16 protein-coding genes and 1 other annotated feature are annotated in these 18,239 nt (G+C 57.4%); of the genes, 10 read left to right on the top strand and 6 right to left on the bottom strand.

The genetic code is table 11. The features are described from left to right. Positions 1-7: 7 nt before the first annotated feature. On the top strand, positions 8-1,237 hold the full coding sequence (gene nadR, locus ACL2XM_RS17335) for a multifunctional transcriptional regulator/nicotinamide-nucleotide adenylyltransferase/ribosylnicotinamide kinase NadR (protein ID WP_410016483.1): 1,230 nt from the start codon (positions 8-10) through the stop codon (positions 1,235-1,237). A gap of 116 nt (positions 1,238-1,353) precedes the next feature. Here the strand turns inward: nadR and ettA are convergent, their stop codons facing one another. After that, positions 1,354-3,018: an energy-dependent translational throttle protein EttA gene (gene ettA / locus ACL2XM_RS17330; protein ID WP_410016482.1), complete on the bottom strand. Its 1,665-nt coding sequence runs from the start codon at positions 3,016-3,018 to the stop codon at positions 1,354-1,356. A 132-nt stretch (positions 3,019-3,150) separates the two neighbouring features. Then, positions 3,151-4,668 carry a hypothetical protein gene (locus ACL2XM_RS17325; RefSeq protein ID WP_413731293.1) on the bottom strand — a complete coding sequence of 506 codons (1,518 nt, stop codon included), beginning with the start codon at positions 4,666-4,668 and terminating at the stop codon, positions 3,151-3,153. Between the two features lie 574 nt (positions 4,669-5,242). Between ACL2XM_RS17325 and sltY the strand changes: the two genes are divergently transcribed. Next, a complete protein-coding gene (gene sltY / locus ACL2XM_RS17320) occupies positions 5,243-7,177 on the top strand; it encodes a murein transglycosylase (protein WP_410016629.1) in 1,935 nt (644 codons plus the stop codon). Between the two features lie 57 nt (positions 7,178-7,234). Beyond that, the gene (trpR, locus tag ACL2XM_RS17315) at positions 7,235-7,564 is read left to right on the top strand and encodes a trp operon repressor (RefSeq protein ID WP_410016480.1); all 330 of its coding nucleotides are present in this window, start codon (positions 7,235-7,237) and stop codon (positions 7,562-7,564) included. On the opposite strand, the gene yjjX is transcribed toward trpR, so the two are convergent. Further along, on the bottom strand, positions 7,561-8,097 hold the full coding sequence (yjjX, locus tag ACL2XM_RS17310) for an inosine/xanthosine triphosphatase (protein WP_410016479.1): 537 nt from the start codon (positions 8,095-8,097) through the stop codon (positions 7,561-7,563). The genes trpR and yjjX overlap by 4 nt on opposite strands. A 50-nt stretch (positions 8,098-8,147) precedes the next feature. Here yjjX and gpmB point away from each other — a divergent pair, with 50 nt between their 5' ends. Continuing rightward, entirely contained in the window at positions 8,148-8,795 is a 648-nt protein-coding gene (gpmB, locus tag ACL2XM_RS17305; protein WP_413722107.1) for a 2,3-diphosphoglycerate-dependent phosphoglycerate mutase GpmB, read from the top strand. On the opposite strand, the gene robA is transcribed toward gpmB, so the two are convergent. Continuing rightward, on the bottom strand, positions 8,792-9,661 hold the full coding sequence (robA, locus tag ACL2XM_RS17300; protein WP_410016477.1) for an MDR efflux pump AcrAB transcriptional activator RobA: 870 nt from the start codon (positions 9,659-9,661) through the stop codon (positions 8,792-8,794). The two genes, gpmB and robA, sit on opposite strands and share 4 nt — an antisense overlap. A 197-nt stretch (positions 9,662-9,858) precedes the next feature. Between robA and creA the strand changes: the two genes are divergently transcribed. Then, positions 9,859-10,341 (top strand): protein CreA, encoded by a 483-nt coding sequence (gene creA, locus ACL2XM_RS17295; RefSeq protein WP_413727171.1) that lies wholly within the window; start codon positions 9,859-9,861, stop codon positions 10,339-10,341. A gap of 63 nt (positions 10,342-10,404) precedes the next feature. On the opposite strand, the gene arcA is transcribed toward creA, so the two are convergent. Beyond that, positions 10,405-11,121, bottom strand: coding sequence for a two-component system response regulator ArcA (arcA, locus tag ACL2XM_RS17290; protein WP_162364033.1), 717 nt, complete (start codon positions 11,119-11,121; stop codon positions 10,405-10,407). 452 nt (positions 11,122-11,573) lie between these two features. On the opposite strand from arcA, the gene ACL2XM_RS17285 reads away from it, so the two are divergent. The 5 genes from ACL2XM_RS17285 to thrC all read left to right on the top strand — a co-directional run bounded on the left by ACL2XM_RS17285 (position 11,574) and on the right by thrC (position 17,301). Continuing rightward, positions 11,574-12,275, top strand: a complete 702-nt coding sequence (locus ACL2XM_RS17285; protein WP_410016475.1) for a tRNA/rRNA methyltransferase — start codon at positions 11,574-11,576, stop codon at positions 12,273-12,275. A gap of 190 nt (positions 12,276-12,465) precedes the next feature. Further along, on the top strand, positions 12,466-12,534 hold the full coding sequence (thrL, locus tag ACL2XM_RS17280; RefSeq protein WP_410016628.1) for a thr operon leader peptide: 69 nt from the start codon (positions 12,466-12,468) through the stop codon (positions 12,532-12,534). Then, positions 12,473-12,590: a sequence feature (Thr leader region), on the top strand. Its footprint overlaps the gene before it by 62 nt. Before the next feature lie 27 nt (positions 12,591-12,617). Then, entirely contained in the window at positions 12,618-15,077 is a 2,460-nt protein-coding gene (gene thrA, locus ACL2XM_RS17275) for a bifunctional aspartate kinase/homoserine dehydrogenase I (RefSeq protein ID WP_410016474.1), read from the top strand. Between the two features lies 1 nt (position 15,078). Next, a complete protein-coding gene (gene thrB, locus ACL2XM_RS17270; RefSeq protein ID WP_413722111.1) occupies positions 15,079-16,008 on the top strand; it encodes a homoserine kinase in 930 nt (309 codons plus the stop codon). Between the two features lie 3 nt (positions 16,009-16,011). Further along, positions 16,012-17,301, top strand: coding sequence for a threonine synthase (gene thrC, locus ACL2XM_RS17265; protein ID WP_413731291.1), 1,290 nt, complete (start codon positions 16,012-16,014; stop codon positions 17,299-17,301). A 150-nt stretch (positions 17,302-17,451) separates the two neighbouring features. Here the strand turns inward: thrC and yaaA are convergent, their stop codons facing one another. Continuing rightward, complete coding sequence (gene yaaA, locus ACL2XM_RS17260; protein ID WP_413731289.1) at positions 17,452-18,225, bottom strand: peroxide stress protein YaaA; 774 nt, start codon at positions 18,223-18,225, stop codon at positions 17,452-17,454. Between the last annotated feature and the right edge of the window lie 14 nt (positions 18,226-18,239).

The following is an 18,239-nucleotide window of genomic DNA, read 5'->3' as shown; positions in this document are numbered from 1 at the left end:
GAGGCGTATGTCGTCATTCGATTACCTGAAGAGTGCGATTAAACAACAGGGATGTACCCTACAGCAGGTCGCCGAGGCCAGCGGCATGACCAAAGGCTACCTCAGCCAGTTGCTGAACGCCAAAATCAAAAGCCCCAGCGCGCAGAAGCTGGAGGCCATCCACCGTTTCCTCGGGCTGGAGTTTCCGCGGCGGGAAAGGAAAATCGGCGTTATTTTCGGCAAGTTCTATCCCCTGCATACCGGCCATATCTACCTGATCCAGCGGGCGTGCAGCCAGGTGGACGAGCTGCACGTGATCCTCGGCTACGACGAGCCGCGCGATCGCAAATTATTTGAAGACAGCGCCATGTCGCAGCAGCCCACCGTCAGCGACAGGCTGCGCTGGCTGCTGCAAACCTTTAAATACCAGAAGAATATCCATATCCACGCCTTTAACGAGCAAGGCATGGAGCCTTATCCGCACGGCTGGGATGTCTGGAGCCGCGGCATTACCTCCTTTATGAAAGAGAAGGGCATCGCGCCGGGGTTTATCTATTCAAGCGAAGCGCGGGACGTGTCGCGCTACCGCGAGCATTTGGGCATCGAGACCATACTGGTCGACCCCAACCGGTCGTTTATGTCGATCAGCGGCGAGCAAATCCGCCAGGATCCGTTCCGTTATTGGGAATATATCCCGACTGAGGTCAAGCCGTTCTTTGTACGCACCGTGGCGTTAATCGGCGGCGAGTCCAGCGGTAAATCCACCATGGTCAATAAACTGGCCAATATCTTTAATACCAGCAGCGCCTGGGAGTACGGCCGTGAATACATTTTCTCCCATCTGGGCGGCGATGAAATGGCGCTGCAGTATTCCGACTACGACAAGATCGCCCTGGGCCAGGCGCAATATATCGACTTCGCGGTGAAATACGCCAATAAAGTGGCGTTTATCGACACGGATTTCGTTACCAGCCAGGCGTTCTGCAAACGCTATCATGGCCGCGAGCATCCCTTTGTCCAGGCGATGATTGACGAGTACCGTTTTGATTTGGTTATTTTATTAAAGAATAATACGCCCTGGGTGGCCGACGGGTTGCGCAGCCTGGGCAATCCGGTGGATCGCGACGGTTTCCAGCGGCTGCTGGAGGACCTGCTTAACGCGAATAATATTCCCTTTGTGCGCATCGACGCGCCGGACTATGACCAGCGCTTTTTGCAATGCATCGATCTGGTGCGGGACCTGCTGGGGCAACGGTAAGCCTGGCGCCAGCCGCAAGCTAAACTAAACCCCCGCCAAGGTTGCCTGCGTCAATGAAGAAAAAATTCGCCGGTCCAGGGCGCCTCATTGGCATGAGGCGCCCATCGCTGGCGCTATCAGGACATTTTTTTATATTTAATCCGGTGCGGCTGTAGCGCTTCCGCGCCCAGCGTGCGTTTTTTCCACTCTTCGTATTCGGTAAAGTTGCCTTCAAAGAATTCGATCTTGCCTTCATCCTGATAGTCAATGATATGGGTGGCGATGCGGTCGAGGAACCAGCGGTCATGGGAGATCACCATGGCGCAGCCGGGGAACTCCAGCAGGGCGTTTTCCAGCGCGCGCAGGGTTTCCACATCCAGGTCATTGGTCGGTTCATCGAGCAGCAGCATATTGCCGCCCACCTGCAGCAGTTTGGCCAGATGCAGCCGCCCGCGCTCGCCGCCGGACAGTTCGCCGACGCGTTTGCCCTGATCGACGCCCTTGAAGTTAAAACGGCCGACATAAGCGCGGCTCGGCATTTCAAAGTTGCCGATGCGCATAATATCCTGGCCGCCGGACACTTCTTCCCAGACGGTTTTACTGTTATCCATGCTATCGCGGAACTGGTCAACCGAGGCCAGCTGCACCGTATCGCCCAGCGTTACCGTACCGCTGTCCGCCTGTTCCTTGCCGGACAGGATACGGAACAGGGTCGACTTGCCGGCGCCGTTCGGGCCGATAATGCCGACGATCGCCCCTTTGGGGATCGAGAACGACAGGTTGTCTATCAGCAGCCGGTCGCCATAGGATTTCCTGAGGTTTTCCACCTCCAGCACTTTGTCGCCCAGGCGCGGTCCGGGTGGAATAAACAGCTCGCTGGTCTCGTTGCGCTTTTGGTATTCCACATTGTTAAGCTCTTCAAAGCGCGCCAGACGGGCCTTGCCTTTGGACTGGCGTCCCTTGGGATTCTGGCGCACCCATTCCAGTTCCTTCTCGATGGATTTGCGCCGAGCCGTTTCCGATGAGGCTTCCAGCGCCAGGCGCTGATCTTTTTGCTCCAGCCAGGAAGAATAGTTGCCTTCCCAGGGAATGCCCTCGCCGCGGTCCAGTTCCAGGATCCAGCCGGCCACGTTATCCAGGAAATAGCGGTCATGGGTAATGGCCACCACGGTGCCTTCGTAATCCAGCAGGAACCGCTCCAGCCAGGCGACCGACTCCGCATCCAGATGGTTGGTCGGCTCATCGAGCAGCAGCATGTCCGGTTTTTCCAGCAGCAGGCGGCAAATCGCCACGCGGCGGCGTTCCCCGCCCGACAGGGTGGCTATCTTCGCATCCCAGGGCGGCAGGCGCAGCGCATCGGCGGCGCGTTCCAGCTGGTTCTCCAGGTTATGGCCGTCATGGGCCTGGATAATGGCTTCCAGTTCGCCCTGTTCCCTGGCGAGCTTATCGAAGTCCGCATCCGGTTCGGCATAGGCGGCATAGACCGCGTCCAGGCGCGTCAGCGCCTGTTTGACTTCCCCAACCGCCTCTTCAATCGCCTCGCGCACGGTTTGCTCTAAATTCAGCTGCGGCTCCTGGGACAGATAACCGATTTTGATACCCGCCTGCGGCCGCGCCTCGCCCTCAATTTCCGTGTCGATGCCGGCCATGATGCGCAGCAGGGTGGACTTACCGGCGCCGTTGAGCCCCAGCACGCCGATCTTGGCGCCGGGAAAAAAGCTGAGCGAGATATCTTTCAGGATATGACGTTTCGGCGGCACGATTTTGCCGACGCGATGCATGGTATAGACGTATTGAGCCACGTTGTTAAGAGCCTCTTTCTATCTGGTTTTAGCTATGCCCCGCGGCCTGCGCGGAGCATGTACGGGCAGTGCGCCAAGTGTCGCAATGGATAAGCGCCCAGTTTAGCCCGTTTTCGCATGCGATCCCAGCCATCACCGGACGATGTTGGTATCGTGCGCCGGCAGCGCGGAGGCCCGTATGCGCCGGCGGGTAAAATACAGCACCGTCACCAGCAAAGACAGCAGGCTGGTGACCGCGGGGATAATCACAATAGAGCGATGATAGGCTAACGTGACGCTGTGCTCGCCGTCGGTCAGGGCAACGCCGACCAGCCCGCTGTCCAGCCGGACGGTGTCCCGCCGTTTGCCGTCCACCAGCAGGTAATAGCCGGCATACATAATATAGGGCAGGGTAACGGTTTGCGTCCCCTGCGCCCGTATGATCATCGCCGGATAGCCCTGGCGATAGGTAGTGCCGATAATGGCGGCTGCGGGGTTGGCGAAGAAAGCGAAGTCGTTGATTTTCAGATGATCGAAGTTCTCGGGGCGCACGTTGTGGTTATTGAGGTAATCATCATAAAGAGAGGACGTATCCACATTCAAATAACGTACGCTTAAGGCCTTATGGATAAGAGGATACATCCCCGCGATGCACAGGCAGGCCAGTAGCATGACCAGCGCTTTTTTCCGCGCCATCATCGCCGCCAGCATGCCCGACACATGCAACGCGATGATGGCGGTGGCGCAGGACAGCAGCCGCCACGGGAACTGGATTAATTTTAACACCGGCACGCTATCGGGAATTTTATTCCAGGGTATCAAGTGGGTAGTGGCAATGATAAACAATAAAGCTATTAGGATCATTTTCTTCGACGCGCCGGATTTACCCCATTTCAGATAGGCCACGGCGAGCAGCAGCTGGATAACGCCCACCGATAAAAACATGCCCGGTTCGGATACGCCGTAGGTAGAAGACAGCGACAGCAGGGTTTCCGTCAGGCCGCTGCTGAACTTTAACAGGTCGTCGTACTTAAGCAGCTTGCCGCTGGTGGCGAAAATATCTGAATTATGGATATGATAAAACAAAGGCGCCCAATAAAATGCGCTAATCGAGACGACAATGAGAAACGACATCAGAAAAAAAGTTATATTGGCTTTAATAAAAACTGCCCGGGCGTTGAGCAGGCAAAATAAAACAAAAAACACTAAAAGCACCACCATGCTCGGGATATTGGCTAAAAATACGCCTAAGGCGCTAAACGGCAGCAGCCAGATATCCCGGCGATCGCGGATAAGGGAACTGCAGCCCCTGATAAACAGCGGCATCAGCGACATGGCCAAACTTTCGCCCAGGGCAAAGCGAACATAGATATTGGTCAGGAAATATCCGGAAGTGATAAATAATATGGCGCAGAGCAACCCGGCCTGGGAAGACGAATGCTCTCGTTTAGCGGCGGAATAGGTCGAAAAAAAGGCAATGATGAAGAGGAGGAAATACACCATTTTCATCTGGCTAATGATATCAGCGGTATTAAATGTCAGCGCTTTCGCCGCCAAAAACAGCAAGGATGTCAACGGCGGATAAAATAGCTGCCATGAGTAGCCGAATTGCCCGGGCGACCAATAATCAAACAAGGGGGGGAACTGATTGTGCGCCAATTCGTTATTCAACGAAATCATTCTCTGGAAATGAGCGATCCAATCATGCCCGTTCCAAATGCCAATTTCTTTTAACGTTACCAGGAGTATGCATAAAACCAAGAAACTCAGAAAGATAAGCATCAGGTTGTTTTTCAATTTCACTTTCCATCACCTTAAAGCATGTTTGTTGCAAACATCATTCGGTAGTTGCAATTCTTTTAGACCGGGGCAAACAGGCACGGGCCACAGCCCACGGTTGACATGCCCGTGGTAAATAGACGGTTACGCGTTGCGTGCTCAGTTGCGCAGCGTAACCCAACCCCAGAACCGGGTATAGGGGCAACCCGCGTTCGCTACCGTTAAAAATCAGTAATGTGATCCAGCGCGCTGCCGTCGCCGGCCCGCTTTGCGCTTATTATCGCCGCTAAAAAAAATAACCGCGAAAATAATGACGATTGTCGCCGCTGCCGCTGGCATACGCCCGGTTGCTTAGCTAGCATGGTGACAGCAACCGGATTTATGGCAAACTGAATGAATGCGCCGGCGTCCGGAAAAGGACGCGGCAAAAAGACATTACGCTGAGGATAGAGTGGATATGGTCAAGGTGGACGGATGGCGGTATGTGGGCGCGGGTTTTATCTGCGCGCTGGCAAGCCTGGTGGCCGCAACCGGCAGCGCGCACGCGGACTCAATCGATGCGCAGCGCCAGCGCTATCAGCAGGTTAAGCAGGCGTGGGATAGCAACCAAATGGATGTGGTGTCGCAGCTGATGCCCACCCTGCGTGATTATCCCCTGTATCCCTATCTGGAGTACCGCGCCTTGTCGCAGGATCTTTCCCAGGCGAGCACGGCGCAGGTTAAGGCCTTTATGGATGCCAACCCGACGCTTATGCCTGCGCGCTCGCTGTCGGCCCGCTTTGTCAATGAGCTGGCCCAGCGCCAGGACTGGCAGGGGCTGCTGGCCTTCAGTCCGCAGCCGCCGAAACCGGTCTCCGCGCGCTGCAACTTTTATTACGCCAAATGGGCCACCGGGGCGCAGCAGGCGGCCTGGGACGGCGCCAAGGAGATCTGGCTCAACGGCCATTCCCTGCCGGAAAGCTGCAACAAATTATTCAGCGTCTGGGATCAGGCCGGGCAGCGCGGGCCATTGGCGATCCTCGAGCGGATGCGCCTGGCGATGAAAGAGGACAATACCAACCTGGTGAACGCGCTGTCGAAACAATTGCCGATTGAATACCAGACCATGGGCAGCGCGCTGGCGGCATTACAGGATAATCCCGCGACCCTGGAAGGCTTTGCCAGAAGCGTGGGACCGACGGATTTAACCCGCCAGGCCACGATTATCTCCTTTGCGCGCCTGGCCCGCGACGATGTGGAAAATGCCCGCGCCATGCTGCCGACCCTGGTGCGGCTGCAGAAAATGGACGACGGCGATCGCCTCGATCTCGAGGAAAGCGTCGCCTGGCGCCTGATGGGCACCGACGCCACGCCGGAACAGGCCGCCTGGCGCGACAACGTTATTTTACGCGGCCACTCCACCGCATTGCTCGAGCGGCGTATCCGCATGTCGCTGGGACAAGGCGATATGCGCGCGGTGGCCGCCTGGCTGGACCGCCTGCCGGAGGACGCCCGCCAGAAAGAGGAGTGGCGCTACTGGCGCGCGGTATTGCTTATCAACCAGGGGCGCAAAAGCGACGGCGAGCCGATACTGCGTGATTTGATGCAGGGACGCGGTTTTTACCCTATGGTCGCAGCACAGGAACTGGGCGTCAATTATGCCGTCAATGTGGCGCGCGCGGTCGCGCCGGCCCCCGAACTTATCAAACGGCCGGAAATCGCCCGCGTGCGCGAGCTGATGTACTGGAATATGGATAACCTGGCCAGGAACGAATGGAGCTCCCTCGTGGCCAGCCTGAGCCGGACGGAACAGGAAGGTCTGGCGCGTTACGCTTTTGAACAGCAATGGCCCGACCTGAGCGTGCAGGCGACGATTACCGGCAAGCTGTGGGATCATCTGGAAGAGCGTTTTCCCCTGGCCTGGCATAATGAATTTCGCCGCGCCACCGACGATAAAGGGATAAGCCAGAGTTACGCCATGGCGATAGCCCGCCAGGAAAGCGCCTGGAATCCTAAGGCGCTGTCGCCGGTCGGCGCGGCCGGCCTGATGCAGCTGATGCCCGCCACGGCCAAGCATACCGCCGAAATGTTTAATATCAGCAGTTATATGAACACCAGCCAGCTGTTGGATCCGCAGACCAACATCGAGCTGGGCACCACTTACCTGGAATATGTGTACCAGATGTTCGGCCGCAACCGGATCTTATCAAGCGTGGCCTATAACGCCGGCCCTGGGCGGGTGAACACCTGGCTTGGCAACAGCGCGGGGCGTATCGACGCGGTGGCTTTTATTGAGAGCATTCCGTTTTCGGAAACCCGCGGTTACGTGAAAAATGTCCTGGCCTATGACGTCTTTTACCGTTATTTCCTGCGTCAGCCCGCAAAAGTGCTGACGGACGCAGAGTGGCAACGGCGTTACTGAACCGGCGAGGAAAATAGGGTAGACTGCTGTACTCGTTAACAGGTATGGCGGGCGCTTATGAATGACATTACCACCTCCGTTGCCGGCGATGTGCCGCGGCATGAGCAGGAGTGGCGGCATTTTGCCGTGCTGTTGGGGCAGGCTTTTGCCGACGGTATGCATGTGCCGTTGCTGCAACTGATGTTGACCGCCGATGAGCGCGAAGCCATCGGCACGCGCATCCGCATTATCCGGGCGCTGCTGGACGGCGAGATGAGCCAGCGCGAATTAAAGAATTCCCTTGGCACCGGCATTGCCACCATCACCCGTGGTTCCAATAGCCTCAAGGCCGCATCGCCTGAATTAAAACAGTGGCTGGAGCATCATCTGCGGCATTTGCCGGATTAACCGCCGTGGCCGCGGCTGGTCTGGTAGATGGCGTTATTAAACGGCACCAGCGCCAATAGCAGGGCCTGATAATAGACGCTGCTGCGGGTCAGCCTGCCGGCGGTAAACACGCCGATGGCGCCGCCCTGGCGTTTAATATCCGTAATTCCGGTCAATCTGGCCATTTCCTGGCCTAATTCCCGCCCTTCAATGATTCCCTGTAATATACTTTCTGGTAATATTAAGCTGGCGGAGCGAGATTCACCGCGCAGGTGCGTATTTTCAATAACCATCCAGGCAAAGGTCATATTATCTGCAATACCCGCCTCGACACCGACCCAGAAATCCGCCTCGGGACAAACCTGACGCGCGGCCATGACCCGATTCCGCGCCCCGCTGCGGGTTTCGACATCGCCCATGGGCTGCGACGGCACGCCGCTGTCGACATCTATGCCTTCAACGCGGCAGCTGTCGGGCCCGTAGGTGTCGTTAAAGGCCTGGAGAATGGCATTGATTTTAGCCGGGTTAGTCGTTGCAGCCACCACATAATACATAATGTTTTTATCACTCCAGTCATTTTCACGCAGTATAACGGAAAAAAACCATGTTACAGGTCTATCTTGTTCGCCATGGCGAAACAGAATGGAATGCCTTGCGCCGTATCCAGGGACAATCCGACAGCGCGTTAACCGCCAAAGGCCAGCGCCAGGCGCAACAGGTCGCTGAACGCGTGCAGCGTATGGGTATTACCCATATCATCAGCAGCGACCTCGGACGCACGCGCCATACCGCCGATATCATCGCCCGGGCCTGCGGCTGCGATGTTCGCCCGGACCCCCGGCTGCGCGAGCTGGACATGGGCGTGCTGGAAATGCGCGATATCGATACCCTGACGCCGGAAGAAGAAAGCTGGCGCAAGCAATTGGTTAACGGAACGCCCGACGGGCGCATTCCCAAGGGGGAATCGATGACCGAACTGGCGCAGCGCATGCACGCGGCGCTGGACAGCTGCCGTGAACTGCCCGCCGGCAGCATGCCCCTGCTGGTGAGCCATGGCATGGCGCTGGGGTGCCTTATCAGTACCGTCCTGGGCTTGCCGCCCTATGCCGAGCGCCGGCTACGGTTACGCAACTGCTCTATTTCCCGCATGGACTTCCAGCAAAGCCCTTGGCTTGCGCCCGGCTGGGTGGTGGAGACCGCGGGCGACACCTCGCATCTGGATATGCCGGCGTTGGATGAAATCCAGCGTTAGCGTCGCACCGGTATCAGATATTCACAGCGGATGGTATGCGGCACGGGCGCATCGGGCGCTCTTTCCTGCGGATAGAAACGCTCGATATCATGTCCCCGGCGGCGGGTCATTTTCATCATCGGCAGGCAGGTGCCATACAACGTTAAAATAAAGCTCTGCAAACCGTCGGACGCGCCGTTATAGATAAACTGCGCGTAGTCGCCGCCGTCCAGCGCGATCGGCTGGCCGTTTTGTACATTATCGGGCACGTCCTGGGGTTCGATGGCGGTGGTATACAGGATCTCCTGTTCGTCATCCTTTTCCTGGCTGGGCCGCGAGTGGTTCAGGCCGTACAGTACCGGCGGAATGGTTTTTGCCTCGCCCAGGTACTGGCGCCAGAACTGAATGCGCAACTCACTACGGAACGTGGTGATCTGCTCCAGGGTGCAGGAATAGCTTTGCGTCAGGCCCACCAGCTGCATCGGCGGCAGGACGATAAATTGCGGCTGCGGCATTTCCCATTTTTCCAGCCGGATCGGCGGCCGGATGCCGCTGGAGTCCCATTCTTCCGCCCGGCGGTATAACGCGGGCGTCTGGGTGAACTGTTTTTTGAACGCGCGCGTAAAGGTTTGTTGCGAGTCGAACCGGTATTGCAGGGCAATATCCAGGATCGGCCGACTGGTTAGACGCAATGCCACGGCCGCTTTGGATAACCTGCGGGCCCTGATATACGCACCGATGGCATGACCTGTTACCTCTTTGAACATCCGCTGCAAATGCCATTTGGAATAACCGGCTTTTGCGGCGACATTGTCCAGGGACAGCGGCTGGTCAAGATGTCCTTCCAGCCAGCTTAACAGATCACGAATTATACCGGCTTGATCCATAGATCATCCTCAAAAAAGCATTTAGGGCACAATGAAAAAAGTTGACGCATGATAGCAATTTTTTTGCAGTTCGACCGTCAAAGATTTATTAGCTAATTAATACCTGCCATGATAGCAGCAATTCACCACCGGTAGTGAAGCCCGTACGCGGTCTTCGCCCCGCCGCCGATCCGTCCATTGAAAAGAAGTCTATCTCTATGAATAAACTGTTTTTTTCCGCATTGCTGCTCAGTTTGACAGCCACCGGCGTCGCCCGGTCCGAGGAAGTCGGCTCCGTTGACACTGTTTTCAAACTCTTTGGCCCCGATCACAAGATTGTCGTGGAGGCATTTGACGACCCTGATGTGCAGAATGTCACCTGCTACCTCAGCCGGGCCAAGACCGGCGGCATCAAGGGAGGATTGGGCCTGGCCGAGGATACCTCGGACGCGGCCATCTCCTGCCAGCAGGTCGGTCCCATTACCCTGACGGATAAAATCAAGAACGGTAAACAGACCGGCAGCGTTGTATTCCAAAAACGCACATCGCTGGTTTTTAAGCGGCTACAGGTGGTTCGTTTTTATGACGCGAAGCGTAATGCGCTGGTATACCTGTCCTACTCGGACCGGGTGGTGGAAGGATCGCCGAAAAATGCCCTGAGCGCGGTGCCGATTATTCCCTGGACCACACAGCATGAATAAAGCCGGTCAATAATAACATCGGGCGCCCATGCGGACGCCCGATGTGGTGATGCCATGGGGCGATTATTCTTCCAGATCGCCGCAGAAACGATAGCCTTCGCCATGGATGGTAGCGATGATTTCCGGCGTGTCGGGGGTGGATTCAAAATGCTTGCGGATGCGGCGGATGGTGACATCCACGGTACGATCGTGTGCTTTGAGTTCGCGCCCGGTCATTTTTTTCAGCAGTTCGGCGCGGGATTGAATTTTGCCCGGATTTTCGCAAAAGTGCAGCATGGCGCGAAATTCGCTGCGCGGTAGCTTGTAATGATCGCCGGTGGGACTTAACAATGAGCGGCTGTTGATATCCAGTTCCCAACCGTTGAATTTATAGCTTTCCACCAGTTTGCGCTCTTCGCCGCCACCGCCGAGATTCATGGTGCGCGACAACAGGTTGCGCGCGCGGATGGTAAGCTCGCGGGGATTGAACGGCTTGGTAATATAATCGTCGGCGCCGATTTCCAGGCCGAGGATTTTATCGACTTCATTATCGCGGCCAGTCAAAAACATCAGCGCAACGCTTGCATGCTCACGTAATTCACGCGCCAGCAGTAAACCATTTTTACCCGGCAGGTTAATATCCATAATTACCAGGTTGATGTCGTTTTCCGACAAAATCTGATGCATTTCAGCGCCATCGGTGGCTTCATGAACCATGTAGCCCTCGGCCTCGAAAATGCTTTTGAGGGTATTGCGGGTAACTGACTCGTCTTCAACGATAAGTATGTGCGGGGTCTGCATGTTTGCTACCTAAAATTACTAACAAAATTGGAAGAGGAAGTACAAAAGCCGCGGTTATCTACAACATTGCCCGGGGCATAATGCCGCATCCCCAACGCCATGAGGCTAAAGTACATAAACGTGCTCCAGATGACGAACGACGGATAACCTTGGCACCGCTAACCTGATTTTGGTCCGCTTTTTCTCAAGCTCAAATGCCGTATAGCTTACCCTTATTAACAACACTATAACAGCGCGAAACGAAATTGCCACGCAAGAAAATTTCATTTTGCTGACATATATCAAATTACCGTCCACGACAGCGCGCATTTCCGGAAAATCCCTTAAATACCAGCATATTTAAGCATTTTTGCCAAGAGCGCCAATTCGATTCAGCTTTAACGACGCGGTCTGAAATAGCGGTGGAATGATGATAATATCGGCGTCATTCGCCGCGATTTAAGAGACTCACCATGCAATTGCATATTATCCTGGTATCCCCGGCGCGTCCGGAGAATGTCGGCGCCGCGGCCCGGGCCATGAAAACCATGGGGTTCGGCTCGCTGCGTATCGTCGACAGCCGCGCGCACCTTCAGCCCGCCGCCGCCCGGGTCGCCCACGGCGCGACCGAGGTGTTGGAACGGGCCGTTCATTTCGACACGCTGGCGGCCGCCCTGGCGGATGTGGATTTTACGGTGGCCACCACCGCGCGTCACCGGGCCCGGTTCCACTATTACTGCACCGCCGCGCAATTGCTGCCGCAAATGCAGGAAAAACAACAGTGGATAACGCAGGCGGCGCTGGTATTCGGACGGGAAGATACCGGCCTGACCAACGAGGAACTGGCGCTGGCCGATATCCTGACCGGCGTGCCGATGCAGGCCGGCTATCCGTCCCTGAATCTCGGGCAGGCGGTGATGGTTTACTGTTATCAACTGGCGGCGCTGAACCGGATTGCGCCTCAGGAGCACCCGCCGGCCATACCCGGGCAACTGGCTGCGCTGCATCAGCGCTTCGATCGGCTGTTCACGCAATTAAGCGTCGGCGATGATCATAAATTAACCGATTGGCTGCATCAGCGGCTTGGACTGGCGACCCAGCGGGACATCGCGATGTTGCACCAACTGCTGCAGGATATAGAAAAAGTATTGCCAGTAAATAATACCACGGCGTAGCGATAACCTGGCGTTTAAAACTCTATGAATACGTTTCAGCCACATTATTATATGATTATTGGGCATTGCGAACAGTAAAATTCCGACCGCTGCGCTGAGTGATAAATAGCCAAACGCAAATTAACATTGACTTTTTACGGCAATTGCTTTACCAGTAAGCCATTAAAAAATAATATAGATTGCTTAAGACATGCGTTTTATCAGCCTGAACACCATTATTATTACCACCACCGATACCACAAGTAGCGGTGCGGGCTGACGCATACAGGATAAACAGAAAAAAGCCCGCACCTAACCAGTGCGGGCTTTTTTTTAAGCTTCAATCCAGGAGAGAGAAAAGAAATGCGCGTACTGAAATTCGGGGGTACCTCGGTCGCCAATGCGGAACGTTTTATTCGCGTTGCCGATATCATTGAAAGTAATACAGGTCAGGGACAGGTCGCCGCCGTGCTCTCCGCACCCGCAAAGATCACTAATCACCTGGTGTCGATGATCGACAAGACGCTCGGCGGGCTGGATATCCAGCCCGCCATGAACGACGCCGAGCGTATTTTCTCCGAGCTGCTGCAGGGCTTGTCCCAGGCCCAGCCCGGTTTTGACTTCGCCGCCCTGCGCAAGCTGGTGGATCAGGAGTTCGGCCAGCTTAAGCAGTTGCTGCACGGCATTACCTTGCTCAGGCAATGTCCGGACAGTATCAACGCCGCCATTATCTGCCGTGGGGAAAAGCTCTCCATCGCCATTATGGAAGCGGTGTTCGTCGCCCGCGGTTATGCCGTGACGGTAATAAATCCGGTGGAAAAACTGCTGGCGCAGGGCAGCTATCTGGAGTCCACCGTGGATATCGTGGAATCCACGCGGCGCATTAACGACGCCGCCATTCCCGCCGACCATATTATCCTGATGGCGGGGTTCACCGCCGGTAATGAGAAAGGCGAGCTGGTGGTGCTGGGTCGTAACGGCTCCGATTATTCGGCGGCGGTATTGGCCGCCTGCCTGCGCGCCGACTGCTGTGAAATCTGGACCGACGTGGATGGGGTATACACCTGCGATCCCCGCCAGGTGCCGGACGCGCGGTTATTGAAATCCATGTCCTACCAGGAGGCCATGGAATTATCGTACTTCGGCGCCAAAGTGCTGCATCCGCGCACCATCGCCCCGATTGCCCAGTTCCAGATACCCTGCCTGATAAAAAATACCGAAAACCCGCAGGCGCCCGGCACGCTTATCGGCCAGAGCGATCCCGACAGCGATAATCCGGTTAAGGGCATCACCCATTTAAACAATATGGCGATGATCAATGTTTCCGGCCCCGGCATGAAGGGGATGATCGGCATGGCGGCGCGGGTTTTCGCCGCCATGTCCCGGGCCGGCAGTTCGGTGGTATTGATTACCCAATCCTCATCGGAATACAGCATCAGCTTTTGCGTGCCGCATCATGAGCTGAACGGCGCGCGCAAGGCGCTGGAAGACGAATTTTACCTGGAACTGAAGGACGGCCTGCTGGAGCCGCTCGACGTCATGACCCAACTGGCGATTATTTCGGTCATCGGCGACGGTATGCGCACCCAGCGCGGCCTGTCCGCCAAGCTGTTCGCGGCCCTGGCGCGCGCCAATATCAATATTGTCGCCATCGCCCAGGGATCGTCCGAGCGGTCGATTTCGGTGGTGGTGGATAACGACGCCACCACCACCGGGGTGCGTGTCGCGCACCAGATGCTGTTTAACACCGACCAGGTGATCGAGGTGTTTGTCATCGGCGCCGGCGGCGTGGGCGGCGCGCTTATCGAGCAGATCCATCGCCAGCATCGGTGGCTGAAAGCGAAGCATATCGATTTGCGCGTCTGCGGCATCGCCAACTCGCGGGCGTTGCTGACCAGCGTGCACGGCATCTCGCTTGAAACCTGGCGCGAGGAGCTGGCGCAGGCCAAGGAGCCGTTCAACCTGGGACGCTTGATCCGTCTGGTAAAGGAGTATCATCTGCTTAATCCGGTGATCGTCGATTGCACCAGCAGCGCGGCGGTGGCCGACCAGTACGCGGACTTCCTGGCCGACGGCTTCCACGTGGTGACGCCTAATAAGAAAGCCAATACCGCCTCGATGCATTATTACCGGCAGATGCGCACCGCCGCCGCCAGGTCGCGGCGTAAATTCCTTTACGACACCAACGTGGGCGCGGGCCTGCCGGTTATCGAAAATTTGCAGAACCTGCTTAACGCCGGTGATGAACTGGTACGTTTTTCCGGTATTCTCTCCGGGTCGCTGTCGTTTATCTTCGGCAAGCTGGACGAGGGCATGTCGCTGTCGGCGGCGACGCTGGCGGCAAGGGCGCTCGGTTATACCGAACCGGACCCGCGCGATGACTTGTCAGGGATGGACGTCGCGCGTAAGTTATTGATTCTGGCGCGCGAGGCGGGTTATCAGCTTGAATTGGAGTCCATCGACGTCGAGCCGGTGCTGCCCGCGGATTTTGACAGCGCCGGCGATACCGACAGTTTCCTGGCGCGGCTGCCGGGTCTTGACGACGCCTTTGCCTCTAAAGTCGCCATGGCGCGGGAACAGGGCCAGGTGCTGCGTTATGTCGGCAGCATCCGGGATGGCCGCTGCCAGGTTAAGATAGCGGCGGTGGATGGCAACGATCCGTTGTACAAAGTGAAGGATGGCGAAAACGCGCTGGCGTTCTATACCCGTTATTACCAGCCGTTGCCGTTGGTGTTGCGCGGCTACGGCGCCGGCAATGATGTGACGGCCGCGGGCGTATTCGCGGATCTTCTGCGTACGTTGTCATGGAAGCTGGGAGTCTAAAATGGTTAAGGTGTATGCGCCGGCCTCGATCGGCAATGTCAGTGTCGGCTTTGATGTGCTGGGCGCCGCGGTATCGCCCGTGGACGGTACGTTGCTCGGGGACTGCGTGACGGTGGAGGACGCGGCGGCGTTCAGCCTGTGCAACGAAGGGCGTTTCGCCGGCAAGCTGCCGGCTGAAACCGAGCAGAATATTGTTTATCAATGCTGGGAACGTTTTTGCCAGGCGGTGGGTAAAACCGTCCCGGTGGCCATGCGGCTGGAAAAAAACATGCCCATCGGCTCGGGACTGGGCTCCAGCGCCTGTTCGGTGGTGGCGGCGCTGGTGGCGATGAACGCCCATTGCGGTTATCCGCTGGATGAAAACCAGATGCTGACGCTGATGGGCGAAATGGAAGGCCGTATTTCCGGCAGCGTTCATTATGATAACGTGGCGCCCTGTTTCCTGGGCGGCATCCAGCTGATGCTGGAGGAAAACAGTATCATCAGCCAGCAGGTGCCCGGTTTCAGCGAATGGCTGTGGGTCATGGCCTATCCGGGCATCAAGGTCTCCACCGCCGAGGCGCGGGCAATCCTGCCCGCTCAATATCGCCGGCAGGATTGCATCAGCCACGGGCGTTTCCTGGCGGGTTTTATCCACGCCAGCCATACCCAGCAGCCGGCTCTGGCGGCAAAACTGATGAAGGATGTGATTGCCGAGCCTTACCGCACTAAACTGCTGCCGGGATTTACCGAAGCGCGCCAGGCCTGCGCCAGTATCGGCGCCCTGGCTTGCGGCATCTCCGGCTCGGGACCGACGCTGTTTGCGGTCTGCGATCGGGAAGATACCGCGCAGCGCCTGGCCGGCTGGCTGGAGCAGCACTACCTGCAAAATGATGAGGGTTTTGTTCATATATGCCGCCTGGATACCACCGGCGCGCGAGTGATGGGATAACGTATGAAACTGTATAATATTAAAGATCATAACGAGCAGGTCAGCTTCGCGCAGGCGATAAAGCAGGGGCTGGGACGCCAGCAGGGGCTGTTTTTCCCCGTCGATCTCCCGGAGTTCGCCTCGACGGAAATCGACGCCCTGCTGGATCTCGATCTGGTGACCCGCAGCGCGCGCATCCTGTCGGCCTATATCGGCGACGAGCTGCCGTTGGACGTTATCCATAAACGGGTGCAGGCCGCCTTCGAGTTCCCGGCCCCCGTGGTCAAGGTGAGCGAGGATATATCGGTCCTGGAGCTATTCCACGGCCCGACCCTGGCGTTCAAGGATTTCGGCGGCCGCTTTATGGCGCAGATGCTGACCGAAGTCGCCCGGGGCCAGCCGGTCACCATCCTCACCGCCACCTCCGGCGATACCGGCGCCGCGGTGGCGCACGCCTTCTACGGGCTGGAAAATGTCCGGGTGGTGATCCTGTACCCCCACGGCAAGATAAGCCCGCTGCAGGAAAAACTGTTCTGCACCCTGGGCGGCAATATCCATACCGTGGCGATTGACGGCGACTTTGACGCCTGCCAGGCGCTGGTCAAACATGCGTTCGACGACGAGCAGCTCAAGCACGAACTGGGGCTGAACTCCGCCAACTCGATTAATATCAGCCGCCTGCTGGCGCAGATTTGCTATTACTTCGAAGCGGCGGCGCAGCTCTCGCAGGAGCAACGCAATCAACTGGTGGTTTCGGTGCCCAGCGGCAATTTTGGCGATTTGACCGCCGGCCTATTGGCAAAATCCCTCGGCCTGCCGATTAAACGCTTTATTGCCGCCACCAACGCCAACGATACCGTGCCGCGCTTTCTCGCCGACGGGAAATGGTTGCCCAACGCCACCGTGGCGACATTATCCAATGCCATGGATGTCAGCCAGCCGAACAACTGGCCGCGCGTGGAGGAATTGTTCCGGCGTAAGAACTGGCGCCTTGATACCCTGGCCTACGGCTGCGTGAATGACGATATTACCCGCGACACGATGCGCGAACTGGCGGGACTGGGGTATATATCGGAACCTCATGCGGCTATTGCCTACCGGTTACTGCGCGACCAGCTCCAGCCAGGGGAGTCCGGCCTGTTCCTTGGCACCGCGCATCCGGCGAAGTTTAAGGAAACCGTGGACGCGGTGCTGGGCCAATCGCTGCCGCTGCCCAAGGCGCTGGCGCTGCGGGCGACCCTGCCGCTGCTGTCAAGCCGGCTGCCGGCGGACTTTGGTCAGCTGCGCGCCCTGCTGATGGCCTTGCCGCAGTAATCCGCCACGACCGCCGCCGGTTCAGCCGCCGGCCGGCGCGGTGGTACAGCCGCCATGGCCGTACCGCCGCGCCGGTTTCACCGCGGGGCATTCGGGCCCGCGCCGCCGTGCGATAGGACGGACGCGTTATCGCGCATCGCGCCCGCCGTCCTAGCGTGCCGGTCGTTTAAAGACCATCTCCGACCCGCTGGATTCCTCCGGCGCATAGGCATAACCGCCGTCATTGAACGCGGCCAGCTGTTCCGGCTGCGTCAGCCGCCGGGTGATGATAAACCGGCTCATCATGCCGCGCGCTTTTTTGGCGTGGAAACTGATCACTTTATACTTGCCGTTTTTTTCATCCAGGAACACCGGCTTGATCACCCGCGCGGCCAACTGGTCCTTTATCACCGCCTTAAAATACTCCCCGGACGCCAGGTTAATCAGCACGTTGTCGCCTTGCGCCGTCAGCGCCTCGTTGAGCTTTTGAGTCAGGGTATTTCCCCAGAAATGGTATAAGTCCGGCCCGGCCGGGTTCGCCAGCCTGATACCCATTTCCAGGCGATAGGGCTGCATCAGGTCCAGGGGGCGCAGTATGCCGTACAGGCCGGACAGCATGCGCAAATGGGTTTGGGCGAAGTCGAAATCCGCCTCGCTGAAACTTTCCGCCGCCAGGCCGGCATAGACATCGCCTTTAAACGCCAGGATCGCCTGCCGGGCGTTGTCGGGTGAAAAATCCGCCCGCCAAGACTGAAAGCGCCCCGCGTTAAGCTGGGCCAGCTTATCGCTGATGCCCATCAGGCCGGATAACTGCGCCGGGGTCAGTTTGCGGCACACGCGCATCAGTTTTTCGGCGCGGGCCAGCAGCTCGGGCTGGGTATAACGCCGGGTCGCCAGCGGGCTGGTGTAATCCAGCGTTTTGGCCGGAGAGATAACGATTAGCATGTCGTACTGTTCCT

This window comes from Sodalis sp. RH20 (genome assembly GCF_047324205.1).
Classification (GTDB): domain Bacteria; phylum Pseudomonadota; class Gammaproteobacteria; order Enterobacterales; family Enterobacteriaceae; genus Acerihabitans.
The sequence above is the reverse complement of the archived record's forward strand: the minus strand, read 5'-3'. Positions and strand labels throughout refer to the sequence as shown.

What these genes read in the sequence shown, in the direction of transcription:
- nadR (WP_410016483.1), top strand. Translation starts at nt 8, where the DNA reads ATGTCGTCATTCGATTACCTGAAGAGTGCGATTAAACAACAGGGATGT.
- trpR (WP_410016480.1), top strand. Translation starts at nt 7,235, where the DNA reads ATGAATGACATTACCACCTCCGTTGCCGGCGATGTGCCGCGGCATGAG.
- yjjX (WP_410016479.1), bottom strand. Translation starts at nt 8,097, where the DNA reads ATGTATTATGTGGTGGCTGCAACGACTAACCCGGCTAAAATCAATGCC.
- gpmB (WP_413722107.1), top strand. Translation starts at nt 8,148, where the DNA reads ATGTTACAGGTCTATCTTGTTCGCCATGGCGAAACAGAATGGAATGCC.
- robA (WP_410016477.1), bottom strand. Translation starts at nt 9,661, where the DNA reads ATGGATCAAGCCGGTATAATTCGTGATCTGTTAAGCTGGCTGGAAGGA.
- creA (WP_413727171.1), top strand. Translation starts at nt 9,859, where the DNA reads ATGAATAAACTGTTTTTTTCCGCATTGCTGCTCAGTTTGACAGCCACC.
- arcA (WP_162364033.1), bottom strand. Translation starts at nt 11,121, where the DNA reads ATGCAGACCCCGCACATACTTATCGTTGAAGACGAGTCAGTTACCCGC.
- ACL2XM_RS17285 (WP_410016475.1), top strand. Translation starts at nt 11,574, where the DNA reads ATGCAATTGCATATTATCCTGGTATCCCCGGCGCGTCCGGAGAATGTC.
- thrA (WP_410016474.1), top strand. Translation starts at nt 12,618, where the DNA reads ATGCGCGTACTGAAATTCGGGGGTACCTCGGTCGCCAATGCGGAACGT.
- thrB (WP_413722111.1), top strand. Translation starts at nt 15,079, where the DNA reads ATGGTTAAGGTGTATGCGCCGGCCTCGATCGGCAATGTCAGTGTCGGC.
- thrC (WP_413731291.1), top strand. Translation starts at nt 16,012, where the DNA reads ATGAAACTGTATAATATTAAAGATCATAACGAGCAGGTCAGCTTCGCG.
- yaaA (WP_413731289.1), bottom strand. Translation starts at nt 18,225, where the DNA reads ATGCTAATCGTTATCTCTCCGGCCAAAACGCTGGATTACACCAGCCCG.